Origin of the sequence: Shewanella sp. 10N.286.51.B8 (assembly GCF_041469325.1) — a bacterium.
Classification (GTDB): Bacteria; Pseudomonadota; Gammaproteobacteria; order Enterobacterales; family Shewanellaceae; genus Shewanella.
In genome coordinates this window covers 126,152-142,332 of record NZ_JBFRKG010000009.1, presented here as the reverse complement: position 1 = coordinate 142,332, position 16,181 = coordinate 126,152, and the positions used below count along the sequence as shown (strand labels likewise).

13 protein-coding genes and 2 pseudogenes are annotated in these 16,181 nt (G+C 38.1%); 8 read left to right on the top strand and 7 right to left on the bottom strand.

The window, feature by feature from the left end:
• Window positions 1-121: 121 nt before the first annotated feature.
• Window positions 122-568 carry a DUF4826 family protein gene (locus tag AB4160_RS05415; protein ID WP_102437261.1) on the bottom strand — a complete coding sequence of 149 codons (447 nt, stop codon included), beginning with the start codon at window positions 566-568 and terminating at the stop codon, window positions 122-124.
• A gap of 261 nt (window positions 569-829) precedes the next feature.
• Between AB4160_RS05415 and AB4160_RS05410 the strand changes: the two genes are divergently transcribed.
• The 3 genes from AB4160_RS05410 (at window position 830) to AB4160_RS05400 (ending at window position 3,221) form a co-directional block, all read left to right on the top strand.
• Window positions 830-1,861 (top strand): Glu/Leu/Phe/Val dehydrogenase, encoded by a 1,032-nt coding sequence (locus AB4160_RS05410; protein ID WP_076537679.1) that lies wholly within the window; start codon window positions 830-832, stop codon window positions 1,859-1,861.
• A 338-nt stretch (window positions 1,862-2,199) separates the two neighbouring features.
• Window positions 2,200-2,622, top strand: coding sequence for a CBS domain-containing protein (locus AB4160_RS05405; protein ID WP_372003811.1), 423 nt, complete (start codon window positions 2,200-2,202; stop codon window positions 2,620-2,622).
• A 254-nt stretch (window positions 2,623-2,876) separates the two neighbouring features.
• Window positions 2,877-3,221, top strand: a complete 345-nt coding sequence (locus AB4160_RS05400) for a hypothetical protein (protein WP_102437257.1) — start codon at window positions 2,877-2,879, stop codon at window positions 3,219-3,221.
• A 150-nt stretch (window positions 3,222-3,371) separates the two neighbouring features.
• Here the strand turns inward: AB4160_RS05400 and AB4160_RS05395 are convergent, their stop codons facing one another.
• On the bottom strand, window positions 3,372-3,764 hold the full coding sequence (locus AB4160_RS05395) for a PliI family lysozyme inhibitor of I-type lysozyme (protein ID WP_303461195.1): 393 nt from the start codon (window positions 3,762-3,764) through the stop codon (window positions 3,372-3,374).
• A 246-nt stretch (window positions 3,765-4,010) separates the two neighbouring features.
• Here AB4160_RS05395 and AB4160_RS05390 point away from each other — a divergent pair.
• Window positions 4,011-4,202, top strand: a pseudogene (locus AB4160_RS05390) (IS5/IS1182 family transposase); the annotation flags it as partial.
• A gap of 158 nt (window positions 4,203-4,360) precedes the next feature.
• Here the strand turns inward: AB4160_RS05390 and AB4160_RS05385 are convergent.
• A complete protein-coding gene (locus tag AB4160_RS05385) occupies window positions 4,361-5,701 on the bottom strand; it encodes a hypothetical protein (protein ID WP_372003809.1) in 1,341 nt (446 codons plus the stop codon).
• A gap of 427 nt (window positions 5,702-6,128) precedes the next feature.
• Here AB4160_RS05385 and AB4160_RS05380 point away from each other — a divergent pair.
• Window positions 6,129-6,419, top strand: a pseudogene (locus tag AB4160_RS05380) (transposase); the annotation flags it as partial.
• A 330-nt stretch (window positions 6,420-6,749) separates the two neighbouring features.
• Here AB4160_RS05380 and AB4160_RS05375 read toward each other — a convergent pair.
• The 4 genes from AB4160_RS05375 to AB4160_RS05360 form a co-directional block, all read right to left on the bottom strand.
• Window positions 6,750-9,110: a fatty acid cis/trans isomerase gene (locus tag AB4160_RS05375; protein ID WP_372003807.1), complete on the bottom strand. Its 2,361-nt coding sequence runs from the start codon at window positions 9,108-9,110 to the stop codon at window positions 6,750-6,752.
• Window positions 9,111-9,865: 755 nt separating this feature from the next.
• Window positions 9,866-11,056 carry a class I SAM-dependent rRNA methyltransferase gene (locus AB4160_RS05370; protein ID WP_102436505.1) on the bottom strand — a complete coding sequence of 397 codons (1,191 nt, stop codon included), beginning with the start codon at window positions 11,054-11,056 and terminating at the stop codon, window positions 9,866-9,868.
• A 374-nt stretch (window positions 11,057-11,430) separates the two neighbouring features.
• Window positions 11,431-11,859 (bottom strand): DUF2057 family protein, encoded by a 429-nt coding sequence (locus tag AB4160_RS05365; protein WP_102476263.1) that lies wholly within the window; start codon window positions 11,857-11,859, stop codon window positions 11,431-11,433.
• 274 nt (window positions 11,860-12,133) lie between these two features.
• Window positions 12,134-13,054: a LysR family transcriptional regulator gene (locus AB4160_RS05360; RefSeq protein WP_372003805.1), complete on the bottom strand. Its 921-nt coding sequence runs from the start codon at window positions 13,052-13,054 to the stop codon at window positions 12,134-12,136.
• 212 nt (window positions 13,055-13,266) lie between these two features.
• Here AB4160_RS05360 and AB4160_RS05355 point away from each other — a divergent pair, with 212 nt between their 5' ends.
• The 3 genes from AB4160_RS05355 (at window position 13,267) to AB4160_RS05345 (ending at window position 16,181) form a co-directional block, all read left to right on the top strand.
• Window positions 13,267-13,956, top strand: a complete 690-nt coding sequence (locus AB4160_RS05355) for a type 1 glutamine amidotransferase domain-containing protein (RefSeq protein ID WP_102476261.1) — start codon at window positions 13,267-13,269, stop codon at window positions 13,954-13,956.
• A 22-nt stretch (window positions 13,957-13,978) separates the two neighbouring features.
• A complete protein-coding gene (locus AB4160_RS05350; protein WP_102476260.1) occupies window positions 13,979-15,136 on the top strand; it encodes an iron-containing alcohol dehydrogenase in 1,158 nt (385 codons plus the stop codon).
• A 376-nt stretch (window positions 15,137-15,512) separates the two neighbouring features.
• The gene (locus AB4160_RS05345; RefSeq protein ID WP_372003803.1) at window positions 15,513-16,181 is read left to right on the top strand and encodes a TetR/AcrR family transcriptional regulator; all 669 of its coding nucleotides are present in this window, start codon (window positions 15,513-15,515) and stop codon (window positions 16,179-16,181) included.

Here is a 16,181-nt window from a genome sequence, read left to right as displayed (position 1 = left end):
GATAAGCCACTTTCTATAGCGTGAATTATTTACTGCAGATTAGGCAACAAAAAAGGCACTATCAAGTGCCTTTGTTATTTTTATTAAAAACAGCTAATTACGGCGTTTTAAAATATAGCTGCTAGGCTTGATCAGCCCATAGTTTTTCATCACCATGCATCTTATAAAGACTTTCAGCACGAGACACTAATAAGTTAGCAAACTTCAATTGAGTTTCATCTCGGGTCACCCCTGACTTATGTAGGTTTTCTGCTTTAAGTTGCCACATCATTGAAAAATGACGAATCGCATCGCGGGCAGTTGCAGCAACTTTAACATCAACATAATCAGACGGTAAATCACCAGACATCACCCAAAATGTTTGCTTAGTTGGCTGCTTGGACTCCATTTTCCAAATCGCTAAATAAGGCACTAAATAACGGCTTTCATCAGCAATGACTTTTGATGGTATTACACCTTTTTCAGCGAGAAATCGGTTCGCTTTTTGAAATTGTGTTTTTACCCATTCCTGTCTTAATTGCTCAGGATCTTGTTGCGCAGTTGTCGGCTCAGCCACTGATTCACTCATACTACCTTCCTATTTTATTGTTATTTGTTGTCATCATTAATTCAACAATTGCACTCATTTTCAGCTCAAAATGTTACGAAACGATTAAAAAGTTTACGTTTACGTAAAGTGGCAAGCAAAATTGCCACGTAGATCACAAAATTAAATGAATCTAACTTTGTTGAGAGTATCGCTAAATGCTATCGTTCTGCAATAAATATCATAAGCCGTCGTTAATCAGCAGTGGTTGACGACTAATAAATCGCACAGCGGAGATCACAAGTGGCTCTATTTAATCATGTCTCGTTTGATGAACACGAACAGGTCGTGTTTTGTAACGACAAAGAAAGTGGCTTAAAAGCAATTATTGCCATTCACAATACTAACCTTGGGCCAGCAGTTGGCGGGTGTCGTATGTGGAACTACGATTCAGATGATGAAGCACTGACTGACGTATTACGTCTTTCACGTGGTATGACTTATAAAAATGCACTTGCTGGATTAACCATGGGTGGCGGTAAGTCAGTGATCCTTGCCGATCCTAAAACTACAGATCGTGAAGCGTTATTCCGCGCTTTTGGCCGCTGTATTCATACACTTGGCGGTAAATATTTTTCAGCGGAAGATGTTGGCGTAACCACAGCCGATATCATGATTGCTCATGAAGAAACCCCATACATGGCAGGCCTTGAAGGTAAAAGTGGTGATCCTTCACCTTATACTGCTTTAGGTACCTACCTTGGCATTAAAGCAGCGGTAAAACACCAACGTGGTCTTGATAGCTTAAAAGGCCTTAAAATTTCAGTTCAAGGTGTGGGTCATGTGGGATATTACTTATGTAAACACCTGCATGAAGAAGGCGCTGAATTAATCGTAACTGATATTCATCAAGCATCACTTGATAAAGTGGCGACTGAATTTGGCGCGACAGTGGTTGCTCCACAAGACATTTATACTCAAGATGTTGATGTGTATGCGCCATGTGCTTTAGGTGCCACTATCAATGACACGACTATCCCGTTATTAAAAGCAACGATTGTTGCAGGTTGCGCCAATAACCAATTAGCAGAAGTACGCCATGGTGAAACATTAAAAGACATGGGAATTTTATACGCCCCTGACTATGTCATTAATGCTGGCGGTATCATTAATGTTTCGTTTGAAAGTGACTATGATGCAGCTAAATCAACTCAAAAAGTTGAAGAAATCTACAACACGCTTCTAAAAATATTTAGCCAAGCTGATGCAGAAAACCGCACCACAGGCGATGTTGCTGATGATATGGCACGTGCCATTATCAATGGCGCAAAGTAACTGTTAGCGCAGTTGATTTAATAACAGCCGATTAAGTAAAAATACTTAAACGCACATTAATTGCTAAAGAGCACCTATTTAAGGTGCTCTTTTTGTTTCCGACTTCTGACAGGTCAATAAATTAACTTTATACCCATCTTGAATCAATTTTAAATTTATCTTTCAATTCCTGTTTAAACTCAGCTGTTAACTCAGCGATAACTCAGAAATAAGCTTTGAAAGCTTTGAACTGTACACCTCAAAGTAGCTGAATTTAACCTCATAAACTGTATCTTAATTTGATATTTGTTGTCGCTGCAATTGTCTGATATAACTTAATAAAGGAATGGGAGGAAGCGATGAAAACAATTGAACATGTAATGAGTCCTCGAGTTGTCACTGTTGAAATGGATGACAGAATAACTATCGCTAAAAACATTTTTGATAATATGCCATTTCATCATTTAGTGGTGAAGGATGAGCATAATCAAGTTGCAGGTGTTTTATCACGAAAAGATTTATTTAACGCCATAAGTCCCAATTTAGGCACAGCTGCCGAGTTAACCCGCGACATTGATACACTGCAAAAACGAGTTCATCAGGTAATGTCACACCATCCGATCACCATAGGGCCAGAGATAACAATTGAACAAGCCTCACAAATATTACTAACTGAAGGTACAACTTGTTTACCAGTACTTAAAAACCAACAGCTTATTGGAATCGTAAGCTGGCGAGATCTGCTATCTCATTATTGTCATTTAGGCTGCAGCGCCGCTTAAAAAGGCATCTAGTGATTGCAGGTATATCACTCTCCACTTATTCGCCCCTTGAGCTTAAAATCATTGCCAATCTCAAGTGTGGCCCCCTGTATTACGCCGAATATACAAGTATTGTCAGCTTTTGAAATAAAAAATATTTTCCTTATCTCAACAAGTACATAGTCTAAGATTCAAAAATAGTTCATCTGATAAACTGGAAAACGTCATATTTGTCTGCTTATCTTAAGGTAGCTTTAGCAGCCAAGGAGTAGGTCATGACAAGTTTTACATATCAGCTGAATCAAGAGAAAATTGAGTTGCATGCCAGTGACTGGAGTGGTGTTGAGCGAGTATTAGTTAACGACAAAGTGGTTTCAAGCAAAATTAACTTTGGTCAGCGCAGTACTCACCAAATTAAGCTACAAAATGGCAAACCTTGCATGTTGCAGTTGCTTATTGATCCCCAAACAGAACAGCTTACCTGTCGGGTGTACAAGCAAAACGAATTGATTGCCAATTTGAAAGAGGGTAAAACCAAGCTGTTAAGCAGTAAAATTATTTTTGAAGCCAGTGTATTACTCGCCTGTTTAGCAAGCTTAGGGCTTTACTGGATGAGTTAGAGGCTTATTGGCTAGTGTGCCTTTGACTTGTTAAATTAACAAGGCTGCTAAAATCTATCTCTCCACACAATAAAAGCCACTTTAAGTGGCTTTTTGGTTATTTATTCATTCATTGAATACAACATAGGAATAAAGGCCGTAAATGCCCTATTAGCATAATGACAAGCTGTCATTATTGATACAAACCAGCTGCGTGTTTTCATAATTACCGCTACCTGCAGTTACTGTGGTAATGGTTATTTTGCGAAGCGGTTCAGACTCAATAGCCACCGACAATATGGTGCCATCTCGGGCAATAATCAGCCCATCAATAAAATCTCCCACATTTAAGTCAGCATATAATTTAATGCTCATAGTACCAATTGATCGTGGTTCAAGCCGCCCTTCTGCAATCACGAGCGTTTGATTATTATCCAGTGGATACGCTTTAATAAAGGTGCCGCTAGTTGAGGTGGATATCTGATAACCATCCTTAGCATAGGAAGGACTAGCAAGGAACAAAAGCACAGCGCTTATTAACATCATTAATTTTAACTTCATCATGTCACCTATATATCAGTCAGTAAACTTAACTATAGCAGTTGTTTAGACTTCTTAGAGCAAGATCTCTTTCAAGCTAGATAGTAACTTTCTAACTTACTTTTGATGGCAGATATTAGCTTGCTAAAGCGTTTATGCCCCAAAACGTGTTTGAAATGGATATCTCTCGAGGTTTAGTCATTTGTATTTACCCTCAATAATCTAATATCACCTTCAATAGAGTGGCCAAATTCGCTATACCACTACACACAATGGAAACTGTATAATGATTATCACCAGAGGTCACTGTCAGAGACAGCTATGTACCGATACAAGCAACTGATAAGTCCGAAACTTAGCTTACGAGATTACAAAGCTCAGGTAGGTGAAACATTGGCAGGAGTACAGGCAATAAACAAAGTCATAGAAATTGGAATGCCAATTAGGAAACAAGTAGCCTAATTCGATGAAGAGCAGTGTCTAGACCTGGGATTTGATCAACAACACCGGTGAGGGGGACTATTGATGGGGCATTTAGAGTTATGGATAGAGGTAATTGATTTCAAATTTAGAACCAACAGTTAGATTGAATCATTTAACTGTTGGTTCTAAACCTCTTTTTAGATGACTTGACCTGAGAACTCACTATACTTATATATATTTGTATCATATAAAGTATTTTCTTTATTGGTGTTCAGGACTTTATATTTTAAAGCCAAACCAAGGCTTAATTCTTTTTCTAGGTTTTCTTTTTTGATATTTTTTAATTTACGATTTTTATCATATATATTGAAGCTGTGAATTGACATGTTTGATGATGTCGCGCTTGGTGGAATTTCTAAGTTTATATTGGAGTCGGTTTCTATGTCAGCACCAAAATATAATGATAAGCTATTAATAGTAATAAATGAATTAGTTCTATTTTCTACTTTTAGATAACCATTGGAAGTTAATCTGATTGCGATATTACTATCGTTCATATCAAAGTGTGGCTCAAAAACATATTGATTAGCAGATTTAACATTATAAGTGATAGGGTCTATTGTGTGCTTGGAATCATAGTCCCAACTTTGCTCGCAACCTTCAGTGGAAAAGTGAAAACTTTTGAGTCGCGAGCATTGTAGTGTCAGCTTACCTTCACTTCTACTTTCATCAAGCTTCTTTAATAAATATATTTTTAATTCGTTGTTGTCTTGCCAAATTACATTCCTGCTAATGGGGGGCATACTGCTCGTTTTTTCTATATGTACGATTTCATTTTTAGCAAATAGCTTGCTTGTGTCATTTATTTTAATTGATTTACCGAGTTTAGATTGTAATTTATTGCGCATTTCTTCAAACTTTATCTTGCTCAGTTGAAGAGATGAATTAGTTTCATAAAATAATTGATTTGCATCATTGATAATTGTAACTCGATTAACTTTAGCTAAAGCTTGAGATAAAGCATCTTCATACTCTTCAGTGTCAAATTCTACACCATAATAAGCTGATACTCCAATACCCATGCTAGCTAGTGCAGCATATGCATTGCCAATGGTGTTACCTATAATAGCCCCAGTGCTCACCGTGGCGCTTCTGAATTGCAAGTCAGTGTCACACAAAATTTTATTATTTAAATTTCTATTCACTTCACTATTCCGTTCAACAAGGTGTTTAGCACATATACCATCTTGAGTAGGAAAATTATGTGTCAAGTTATTTAAATTGATGCTATTTGGTATTGAGGAATAGCTAAATTTTTCAAAATAAAATTTATTTTTTTCATCCATAGCTAGAGTTGCATATATAGGTAAGTTGGATTCAATAGTTTCTATTTTTGAAAACTTCGAATTACTTGCACACCCAGCTAATACTAAAATCCCTATTATAGATATAAATCGCTGTTTTAAAATTACTTCCTTTTTATCATTAACTTGTTTTCTTTTTGTTAAAACTCTACATTTGTTTTTTGTATTTTTCAACCTAAATGTCTAATTTTTCGGTAAAATAGTTCTCCCCGAATTCAACTCCGAAGTGCGACACTCGGGTAAATTAAGCAGCTAGCTGTTTGAATATCGATCGATTTAGAGGGCTGTCTTTTTGATGTGATAATTAAAACAGGTGTTATATATGAAAGTTAAATATACTGAATCTGTCGGTCTTTATGGGGTTTGTTGCTGTTATTTTTGGTTTTTTAGGCGTTAACTTGGGTTTAATTCTGACGTAAGTTATATATTTAATGAATTATTTTATTAATTGACTTGAACCTTATTAAAAGAATCAATGAATTCTCATTCAGTATCGCTATTATTTGATAAGAATTTTAATAACATGGCCACCCATTCCAGGAGGCTAAATATCAAACACTCTACTAGGCTTTAGTCATTACTTAATATTCGGTAGTTGATGATGGCCAGACCTAGAAAAACACTCGTGAGTTTAGAAGATACCCCTTACTATCACTGCTGTACGCGGGTGGTGCGCAAAGCATTTTTGTGTGGATTTGATAAGTCGACTGGTGATAACTATGAACATCGCCGAGAGTGGGTTGATAGCCGTATTATTGAATAGGCGACGATTTTTGCTATTGATATTTGTGCTTATGCGGTGATGAGTAACCACTTACATGTCGTGCTTAAAGTCGATGTGGGTAAAGCCAAAGAATGGTCTGATATTGATGTGTTAGCTCAATCAAAGAAATCTGGCCAGCCATTGTTAATGGCATTTTTTTCATCTGTTACTAAGTGTAGTGGATTACTTAAACTGGCCACTTGCTTGTAGGTGATACTCGTACTTTGTCATAGCTGAGGTTATCCGAAATATGAAAACTTTCAGAACTTCGTAACGCATTTCTGTCCAGAAATAAGCTAGCTCGGTTCTAAATGAGTGACCATTCCCCCTTGGCCACTCAAACAAAATGATGAGTTAAATTGATAACAAATTTCTCGGAAACAACAGTTAAATTATTTTAAAATCATATACAAGAATACTAGTAATATTGAAGCCAATTATCTTTCATCGCTAATATGATTATCTGTTTTGAATTCGATTGTAATCAAGTATGCCTGCATCTATTGGATGATTTTTTTTGTATTGCGTCATCAAGGTGTCACTGAATGCCCAAAAAGCAGGGTCAGTTCTTCGAATGCCATAGTTATCTAACAATCTTTTGTAATCAGCATTGGTTTTAACCTTGAGAACTTGAGCGACTAATGCTGGCAGCTCAGCTTCTTTTACGCGCCAAAAAGCATTGGGGTAACTTCCAAGTAGGCCGTTAACCAGTGTCACATTATCACGTTTATATAGCCGGTTGGATTCTTCATCAAATAAGCTAGAGATGTTTTTATGGGCACTGTTTCTTATTAGGGTGAAAAGCTGAGGTTCAACAGAGGTATCTGCAGCTTCAATCACAATATAAGTAAGTTCAGGGAATATAGATGCATTTTCCCCTTGTAGATGATTAATCCTTTGAAGGTGCGCCTTACTCTCATCTGAAAGCTGGGTTGACTCAAGTGCATAACGAGTTGGCGTTACCTTTGCGACTCGCTGTTTGAGCATTTGCAATAATTCATATTTAGGGTCGTTTGTCGTATAAATAACTTCTGTGGGTTTACTGAACTCATTGATATTGCCTTCAAGATGATCTGTTAAATACAGACTTGCATCTTGATACCAATCAGCAAGCTCTTGGTGACGGTTTTTCGTTGGTAACAAGGTTAAAAAGTTCGACTCACCTTCCATGCGAAGAAGATCCATGTACATGCGAGTAATTAATTGATGGCCAAAATTACCATAGACATCATAACCAGCCACAAGCAGGTAATGAATGCGCTCTAATAACGAATAACTGATAACCCAAGCGGTTTTAGGTTGCTCACCGATTAAGCCTTTCACGACTGATGCATTATCAAAATGGCGAAATACCGTTAGGCTAGCATTAGCATTCGTACCATTGCCGTCCCAAATTAGCTGAGTCGTTAAGTGCTCATTATTTTCGAATTCTTCTTCCATGAATGCATTTTTAGCCCGAAGAAAGCGGCCCTGTTGTCTAGCATATTTAATCCAATTACTCACAGGCCGCAAAGTATTGCTTTCCTGCTCAGCCGGAAGGGTTAGGTTGTCGGACTGTGAGCGATAAAATTCATTTAATTGTGAGAGGCTAGACATATCAGGGTCGACAAAAAATACCCAAAATCGGTCATTAATAACATCAAGTGCAAGCTGTCCTCGACATACCGGGCCTTTTATATACGCCATAATGGTATTTTGCGCATTATCAAGCATGAACTTATAGCGCGCCTCTACGGGTAATTCTGTGAAGGCGATAAGCGGATTTGCAGCAACTGATGGTTTATAACTTGGTAAAGCGCTAACTGTATAATTGGGCTCAATAAACAATGACTTTATACGCTCAAGCTTTTTATCGCTGAGTGCATATGGCATATGTGTTTTATCGACAATGGTTTCGCGCACTTGTTCTAAGCGATAGTAAAACGAATCTGTCTTTGGATCATCGTAAGGTCGACGTGTTGCGATGACATCGATGACTTCCCCAGGGGCGGTTTTCGATCTAACCAATTTAAAAAAAGTGGGTACCCCTTGCAGGCCAATTTCCTCGTTCTCGAAATATAAATGTGAAACAAACAAATGTTCAAATATATAGCGACTTGTTAGTTGTTGTTTTAATGATTTTTTATTGAGGAATGTTTCCCATTTCTCCACCGCTATAAGTTCATTGCTTGAAGGAGGAGCGACAGCTGTCATTGGTGCGCCTTTCGAAAGCCACTGCAACAAGATATTATTTTCATTGTTTGATATTTGCGGTAAGCCATAAGGCATCCCCCATTTAGGGAAATCCTCTTCATAGCTGTCCATTTCTTCAATCGATGGGCACTGTTGGTTATGATCAAGGGAGAAGTCCCACGAGTCATCAAGTATGTCTTCTGTTGGTAAAGGATGGCTTTGTTTTAACAGTAGCATTCGCGCAATAACACCGGCTTGTATATTGGCTGCTGGTGATTGTGAGCGTTCATTCAGTACTGGAGTAAAGCCTTTATCACGCCATTGCGCAGTTGTTTGGGCATCGAGAAACATGCGAGTAGTATTTGCAGAAAGTAACCGCGTACCTTGGTACACTTTATCTTTATTCGCACCACGGTCTATACCTTCAGCGGATGACATCTTAAGTTGACAAGGCGCATCGTAACAAGCGTGGCAGACAACACATCGGTTATCGATTATAGGTTTAACATCATTAATATAGCTTTGAGCTTGAACTGAGTTTGTTTCTACCATGCGCTGTTGGGGCTGCGCTTTACCGTATAACTTATCGTAATTAAAACCCACAAAAATCGCGCAACCTGACAAGATAACACAAAGAAAAATTACCATTGTGCGGCTGTAGTACTTCAAAAAAAAATTATACATAGTCAATTGGCAACCTCTTGGTTTGTTGCGTTTGCATCAAATGATTATTGATGGTTTTGTGGCAAAAAATTTGCTGTTGCTTCAGGAATAATCTTTCCCATCTCATTCAGCGATTCAATTAATCAATGATAAGGAATGAATTTGAATAGAAATATTTTGTTATTGAGTTTAACCTTTGCTGCTTGGGTTGGTATGGCTTGTCACCAATGAGTTATCTCTATCTCATTCTGTCATAGCGAGTAATTTGCCACTCCTTCAATCACTTGGCGTGGGTTTATTGAATATGCGCCTATATGGCCTAACAAGCTAGTTCAATATCAATTTATCTCGAACACATCGAGGTCCAGAACGACAAAACCTAGCCTAAAAGTAGTCTAGTTATACTGTGCTATCAATAAACACAGTAATAGCCTAGTAAAATTGAGCAGATCATCACAGAGCGAACCCAGGCATAAACGAGTGTTATATAAGTGATAGGGTTTTACGCATTCTAAAGCCAGCGTATTTTTAAGTGAAAAGACCACTGAGGGCAGATAAAAAGTCTAACTTTTTTATTGGTTAGTTGAATCATATCTTATGATTCAAGATGCTGCTGTGAAGACAAAAAGTCTGACCTTAATATCTGCCTACTTCAAGTTATTTTGGCATAAAAAAAGGCTACCAGAAAGTAGCCTTTAATCCCCAGCTCTGAAGCAAGCTTCAGCGCAAATGGTGTAAAATTAGCAGACTCTAGCAACTAAGCCTTTTAAATAGAATCCTTCAGGGAAGCCGCTACCGATTGGGTGATCGCTGGCTTGGCTTAAGCGGTCAATAAACTGTACATCACGCTTGGCATCTAAGGCTGCATCTGCCACAACCTTTTGGAATAAGTCCGCAGGCATCAGCCCAGAACAAGAGAATGTCAGTAAAATGCCGCCTGGATTTAATAACTGCATCGCAATCATGTTGATATCTTTGTATCCGCGACAAGCACCGTTTAGTTGGGCTTTATTATCGGCAAATTTTGGTGGGTCTAATACAATAACATCAAAGGTTTTACCCTCGTCACGGTACTGGCGTAATAGCTTAAATACATCAGCTTCATGGTAATTAACATGGTCATCATTAAAGCCATTGATTTGCATATTTTTACGGGCGGTATCTAACGCTAACGCCGACACATCAACGTTTTCAATGCTCGATGCGCCGCCTTTAGCGGCGTATAAGCCAAAGGTGCCGGTGTAACAAAAACAGTTAAGTACTGACTTGTCTTTTACAAATCTGGCAGCAATATTGCGGTTATCACGTTGGTCTAAATAAAAGCCGGTCTTATGACCTTTAGTGACATCAACTGCGATTTTAATGCCGTTTTCTTCAATGATCACTGGCATTTCTGGCAGCTCACCATGAAGTAAACCCGTTACCGGCTTTAACCCCTCTTTTTTACGAGAGTCAACATCTGAGCGCTCATAGATAGCGCAATCAGGATAAAGCTCAGCGAGGACTGATACTAAGGTATCACGCCAGTAATCTGCGCCCGTGTTAAGTAACTGGCACACTAATACATTAGCGTATTTATCAATGGTTATGCCAGGCAGTCCATCTGACTCAGCAGCAACCAGTCTGTAACCGGTTAAACCCTGCTCAGCAATTAATGCTTCACGGCCTGCTTGGGCTCGTTGAATGCGGCGAACAAAAAAGTCTCTATCGATAGCTTCTTCTTTATCAAAGCTCCAAATACGCACTTGAATTTGCGACTCTGGTGACCAAGCACCACGACCTAACCAATGACCATCATGGGCTACAACATCAACAGTTTCACCAGCTTGTGGTTTTCCTTTAATATTGTGTATACCACTTGCAAAAACCCAAGGGTGTTTACGTTCAAGTGATTTCTCACGCTTTGGTCTAAGCTTGATTCTGATAGCCATGATGTTGCCTTTTTCAAATTGGGATACGGATGATAAGGATCCTCAGAAAGGAACGCAAGAAACAATAGTAAAATATAGCGTATAGCAGGCTTTAACGGATTAAAAAGCAAGATGACGTTGCTAAAATGATGTTACTAAGATGATGTCTAGCATCGCTAAATTTATACACGGCTGATTATATTTTACCGAGTGTAAGCAGTCATTAGGTTATTTTCTTGTTTATATTTACAGCTCAAATATGAGCTCTCTCATTTTTATATCATTATTCTCCTTTAAATTTACAACCCCAAAAACGCTAGTTAAAATAAATTCAATAGCGTTTTTAAATAATTTAAAAATTGAAACAGCAAATTGCAATGACAAAATATTAACCATTACTTTTGATGTAATAACAGGGTAAATAATTGAGATTGGCTTAATAAGGTAATATCTTTATAATTATTACCATCTGTGGTTAATGAAATAATCGGGTTTTGTAGAAAGTCTTTGGCATCATCTGCAGAATACAATTCTGGTATGTCTAAATGATATGTTTCACTGCCCTGTACATCGAGTCTTAAATATAGCGGCTCTGATTTTACCCAATAACCTGAGTCATCGGCATTATCTTGAAATAAATCACTATAGCTAATTTCTAACAAATGTAGCCCTTGGCCTAAGTCTACCTCACGCTGAAACTCTACAATAACACCATTAACGCTATCGACATCAAGATCGTCATGAAAGGTTATGCTGGCGGACTGGGCTGTAAAACTGCTGAGTAATAATCCCATAGCAATCGCTAATGTTAATTTAGTCTTCATGTTCAACTCCAATAAATTAATAGTTAATGTCACTTATATTCAAGCTAGCAACTGTGCTTTCACAACGGTCATTTAATTAGACCTAATGCCGTCATAAAAAATTTCACAAATACACTATTTAATTTATTTGAAGACGAACAATACAATCATTAAAAAATAAAACCTGTTGATAATCAACATCACAAACAATAATAAAATCTGATCAACACTTAAATGTTTATCAAAATTTTAATATCGTTAAACATCGCTGCAGATTTACCTAATAGGCTTCAACTCACAAAATCGATTGCTCAAGATTACGTATTTTTTTATCAAAGTACGCTTTTAAGAAATCTAGCAATAAGCGCACTTTTTTAGAGTCTGTCGCCCCGGGTGGAAATACCCCATAAATGGTAATGTCACTAAATTGATAATCATCCAATACGGTTTCTAAACTGCCCTGTTTCACTTTTGGCCAAGCATCATAGGTTGGCACTCGCCCTATCCCATGGCCGCCTTCAATGAATGCGGTACGCGCTGAGGCGTTATTGGTGGTAATTGAGCCTTTCATTTCAATACTAAATGAGCGTGAACCCTTATTAAGATGCAGCACTTTTTTTTGTGGTTTATACATCACCCAGTCATGGCTGGATAAATCAGCTGGGGTTTCTGGCCTGCCGTATTTATTAAAATACTCAACCGAGCCACATAGGCAAGTTTTGAGCACACATAATTTAGTTGCCTGTAAGCCTGAGTCAACCAAAGGCGCACCACGAATAGCTAGATCAATGCCTTGATTGATAATTTTAACGATTTCATCAGTTAACATCACATCAAGTTCAATTTTTGGGTACAAACGTTTAAATTCATTAAGGGCTGGCACTATGGTTTCTAAGCCAGCGTTGACAGGACAGGTGATCCTAATCAAACCCATAGGCTCACTTTTCATATTCTCAATTTGCTTGTTGGCCGTGTTAGCTTGATCGGCTATCACTTTACAAGATTGATAATAGGCTTCACCTTCTTCGGTCAAACTAATACTTCGAGTAGATCGATTTAACAGTCTTACCTCTAAATGCGCTTCAAGCTTTTTTATGTGATAACTCACTACCGCCCTTGAAAGACCAATATGCTTTGCTGCGCCGCTTAAACTGCCCTGTTCAACAACTTGGGCAAACACCACCATGCTTTTCAACTGCTCAAATGACACATTCATATTTTAATATCCAAGAGTTTATTTACTGGAATATTGTATCAATTATTTAAACAATGAAGTCAATTATATCTGCATTGTCAGATGCTAATTGGCTTTCTATACTGTAGCCACTTTCAACAAAGAGATAATGACTTTCTCTTTTGAATCACTCTACATCAGAACTTATGCAAGCTTTGTACTTGCCGTAATAACTAAAATAAAAGGGTTTTAAAATGACACAGAAAAAAGTATTAATGGTGCTTACCTCTCATTCAGAACTAGGCAACACGGGTAACAAAACTGGTTTTTGGGTCGAAGAATTTGCCGCTCCATATTATGTGTTTTTAGATGCAGGTTTTGAAATCACCCTCGCATCGCCAGCAGGCGGACAACCACCGATTGATCCAAGCAGTGAACTAGAAGGCTTTCAAACCGCTGACACTCAGCGCTTTGATGACGATAGCCAAGCTAAAATGGCACTGGCTAACACCAACGTATTAGCTGATATTGATGCCAGTGATTACGACGCGGTATTTTATCCTGGCGGTCACGGTCCACTGTGGGACTTAACAGATAATGCAGACTCTATTAAATTAATCGCGCAATTTATTGCTCAAAACAAACCTGTTGCTGCGGTATGTCATGCAACGGCAGCGTTACTTAACGTAAAACAAGATGACCAGTACCTTGTAAAAGGTAAAGCGGTAACTGGTTTTACAAATAGTGAAGAAGATGCTGTGCAATTAACTGATGTAGTTCCTTTTTTATTAGAAGATGAATTACTAAAACGTGATGCAGATTACCAAAAAGCAGCTGACTGGCATGCGTTTTCAGTTCAAGATGGGCTAGTTATTACAGGCCAAAATCCTGCAAGCTCATCATTAACAGCACAAAAATTAGTTGCTCAGATCACTGAGTCATAAATTCGTTATTTAGGATATTCTCATGCTTAATTTTACATTCCAAAATACCACTAAAATTCATTTCGGTGAGGGCCAAATTAGCGCTATCTCAAAGGAAATTCCAACATCAGCTAAAATATTAGTTGTTTATGGCGGCGGCTCCATTAAATCAAATGGTGTTTATCAGCAAGTGTCTGATGCGCTCAAAGATCACACATGGTTTGAGTTTTCAGGTATTGAGCCTAATCCACAATACGATACGTTAATGAAGGCACAAACCATCATTGAAGCTGAAAACATCGATTACTTGCTAGCAGTCGGTGGCGGCTCAGTGGTCGATGGGGTTAAATTTATTGCTGCTGCTGCGAAATTTGAAGGTGATGACCCTTGGGATATCGTCGCAAAAGGCGCCAAAATTGAACAAGCATTACCTATTGGTGCCGTATTAACCTTACCTGCTACGGGTTCTGAATCAAATGGCGGCTCTGTTATTACTCGTAATGGTAATAAATTGCCTTTTGGTAGCCCATTAGTACGTCCGTTATTTGCAGTGCTTGATCCTTCAGTCACTTTATCTTTATCAGACCGTCAAATTGGTAATGGTGTTGTTGATGCTTATATCCACATCATGGAACAGTATTTAACCTTTGATGTAAACGCTAAAGTACAGGACCGTTTCAGTGAAGGTTTACTACAAACCTTAATTGAAGAAGGCCCTAAAGCCCTTGCTGCTGAAACAAAAGACGATTTAGAGATTAGGTCTAATATCATGTGGTCTGCCACTATGGCGCTTAACGGCTTGATTGGCGCCGGTGTACCACAAGATTGGTCTACACATATGATTGGCCATGAACTAACAGCAAGCCATGGTATTGATCATGCGCGCACCTTATCAATCGTGCTTCCTGCGGTAATGAAAGTGCGTCGTGAGCAAAAACATGCAAAATTAGTTCAGTATGCTGAACGTGTATTTGGCATCACAACAGGTAGCGATGAGCAAAAAATTGATCAAGCTATTGAGGCTACCGAAAACTTCTTTAAGTTAATGCAAGTCCCTACACGCCTAAGTGATATTGATCTTGGTGCAGAGCAAGTTGACGTATTAGTTGCTGCACTTGAAAGCCATGGCATGACTAAACTTGGCGAACATGGCGATATTGACTTAGCAGTAAGCCGCGAAATTCTCACCACTGCGATCTGATCTATAACTCAATTGACCATTTAGATGAAAGGCTAGCATTGCTAGCCTTTTTTAATGGCAGTTTTTATCTTTCCTATTAATAGCTCACTGTTCTTTGCTTCTTTGCAAAATAACACCACTAAGTTTGCCAAGTGGTTTTATAGGTAAAATTATGCTTCGACTTGTAGCTTTAATCATTGACTTCATGGCAGTAAATAGCTATTCCGCTAATCCCAGCCTTCACTAGCGCTTGTATTTGTGATCTAGTTAAATAATTCATCAGATGATGAATATTGAAGAATTAATTCACTAAAACAATCCGCTGCATTGCTTTACCATATTCTACACTTAATGAATTAATGGATACGCTAGGTATCTTCAAAGCTGTGTTGAATTTATGCCTAAAAAAATAATGCCAGTTAAAAAGCCAGTCGGTAGGCCAGCTGTCAAAGCAGATAATCGCTGCGCACTTATCAATGCAGCAAAAACCTTATTTGTCGATAATGATTACGATAAAGTCTCTATTCGAGCCATTGCTGCTAAAGCAAAAGTGGATGCAAGTTTAATCCGCTATTATTTTCAATCTAAATTGGGGCTTTTTGCCGAAATGCTCAAGGAAACCATTGAGCCAGTTCATGCCCAATTAAATAATTCCAAGGAAAAATCGACTCAAGATTCACCAGAAAAAATATTACTGGCCTTTTATAAAATTATGAGTCAAAACCCAGATTTTCCGAAACTCATATTTCGCACCGCCAGCCTTAAAACCACCAAGAAAAACCAAGAGCTGCAAGCCAATTTATTGAGTTTATTCCCGAAAAATAGGTTAACCATTTTTGAAAAGATGCATCAGCAAAACCGTCTACAGCAAGGTATTGATCCAATGTGTGCCAAAATGAGTTTTATTAGTTTAATGGTATTTCCATTCTTAATGCCTGACATATTTAAACAAGCATTGAATATTAAAACCTCAGCAGAATTTTTACAGCATTTAGCTAAGCAAAATGCACTAATATTACGTCATGGGCTTATTGCCAATGAATCTCAACTCAGTCAGGACGCTTAA

Coding starts and splice junctions, on each gene's coding strand:
- AB4160_RS05415 (WP_102437261.1), bottom strand. CDS start 568: ATGAGTGAATCAGTGGCTGAGCCGACAACTGCGCAACAAGATCCTGAG.
- AB4160_RS05405 (WP_372003811.1), top strand. CDS start 2,200: ATGAAAACAATTGAACATGTAATGAGTCCTCGAGTTGTCACTGTTGAA.
- AB4160_RS05400 (WP_102437257.1), top strand. CDS start 2,877: ATGACAAGTTTTACATATCAGCTGAATCAAGAGAAAATTGAGTTGCAT.
- AB4160_RS05395 (WP_303461195.1), bottom strand. CDS start 3,764: ATGATGAAGTTAAAATTAATGATGTTAATAAGCGCTGTGCTTTTGTTC.
- AB4160_RS05375 (WP_372003807.1), bottom strand. CDS start 9,110: ATGGTAATTTTTCTTTGTGTTATCTTGTCAGGTTGCGCGATTTTTGTG.
- AB4160_RS05370 (WP_102436505.1), bottom strand. CDS start 11,056: ATGGCTATCAGAATCAAGCTTAGACCAAAGCGTGAGAAATCACTTGAA.
- AB4160_RS05365 (WP_102476263.1), bottom strand. CDS start 11,859: ATGAAGACTAAATTAACATTAGCGATTGCTATGGGATTATTACTCAGC.
- AB4160_RS05360 (WP_372003805.1), bottom strand. CDS start 13,054: ATGAATGTGTCATTTGAGCAGTTGAAAAGCATGGTGGTGTTTGCCCAA.
- AB4160_RS05355 (WP_102476261.1), top strand. CDS start 13,267: ATGACACAGAAAAAAGTATTAATGGTGCTTACCTCTCATTCAGAACTA.
- AB4160_RS05350 (WP_102476260.1), top strand. CDS start 13,979: ATGCTTAATTTTACATTCCAAAATACCACTAAAATTCATTTCGGTGAG.
- AB4160_RS05345 (WP_372003803.1), top strand. CDS start 15,513: ATGCCTAAAAAAATAATGCCAGTTAAAAAGCCAGTCGGTAGGCCAGCT.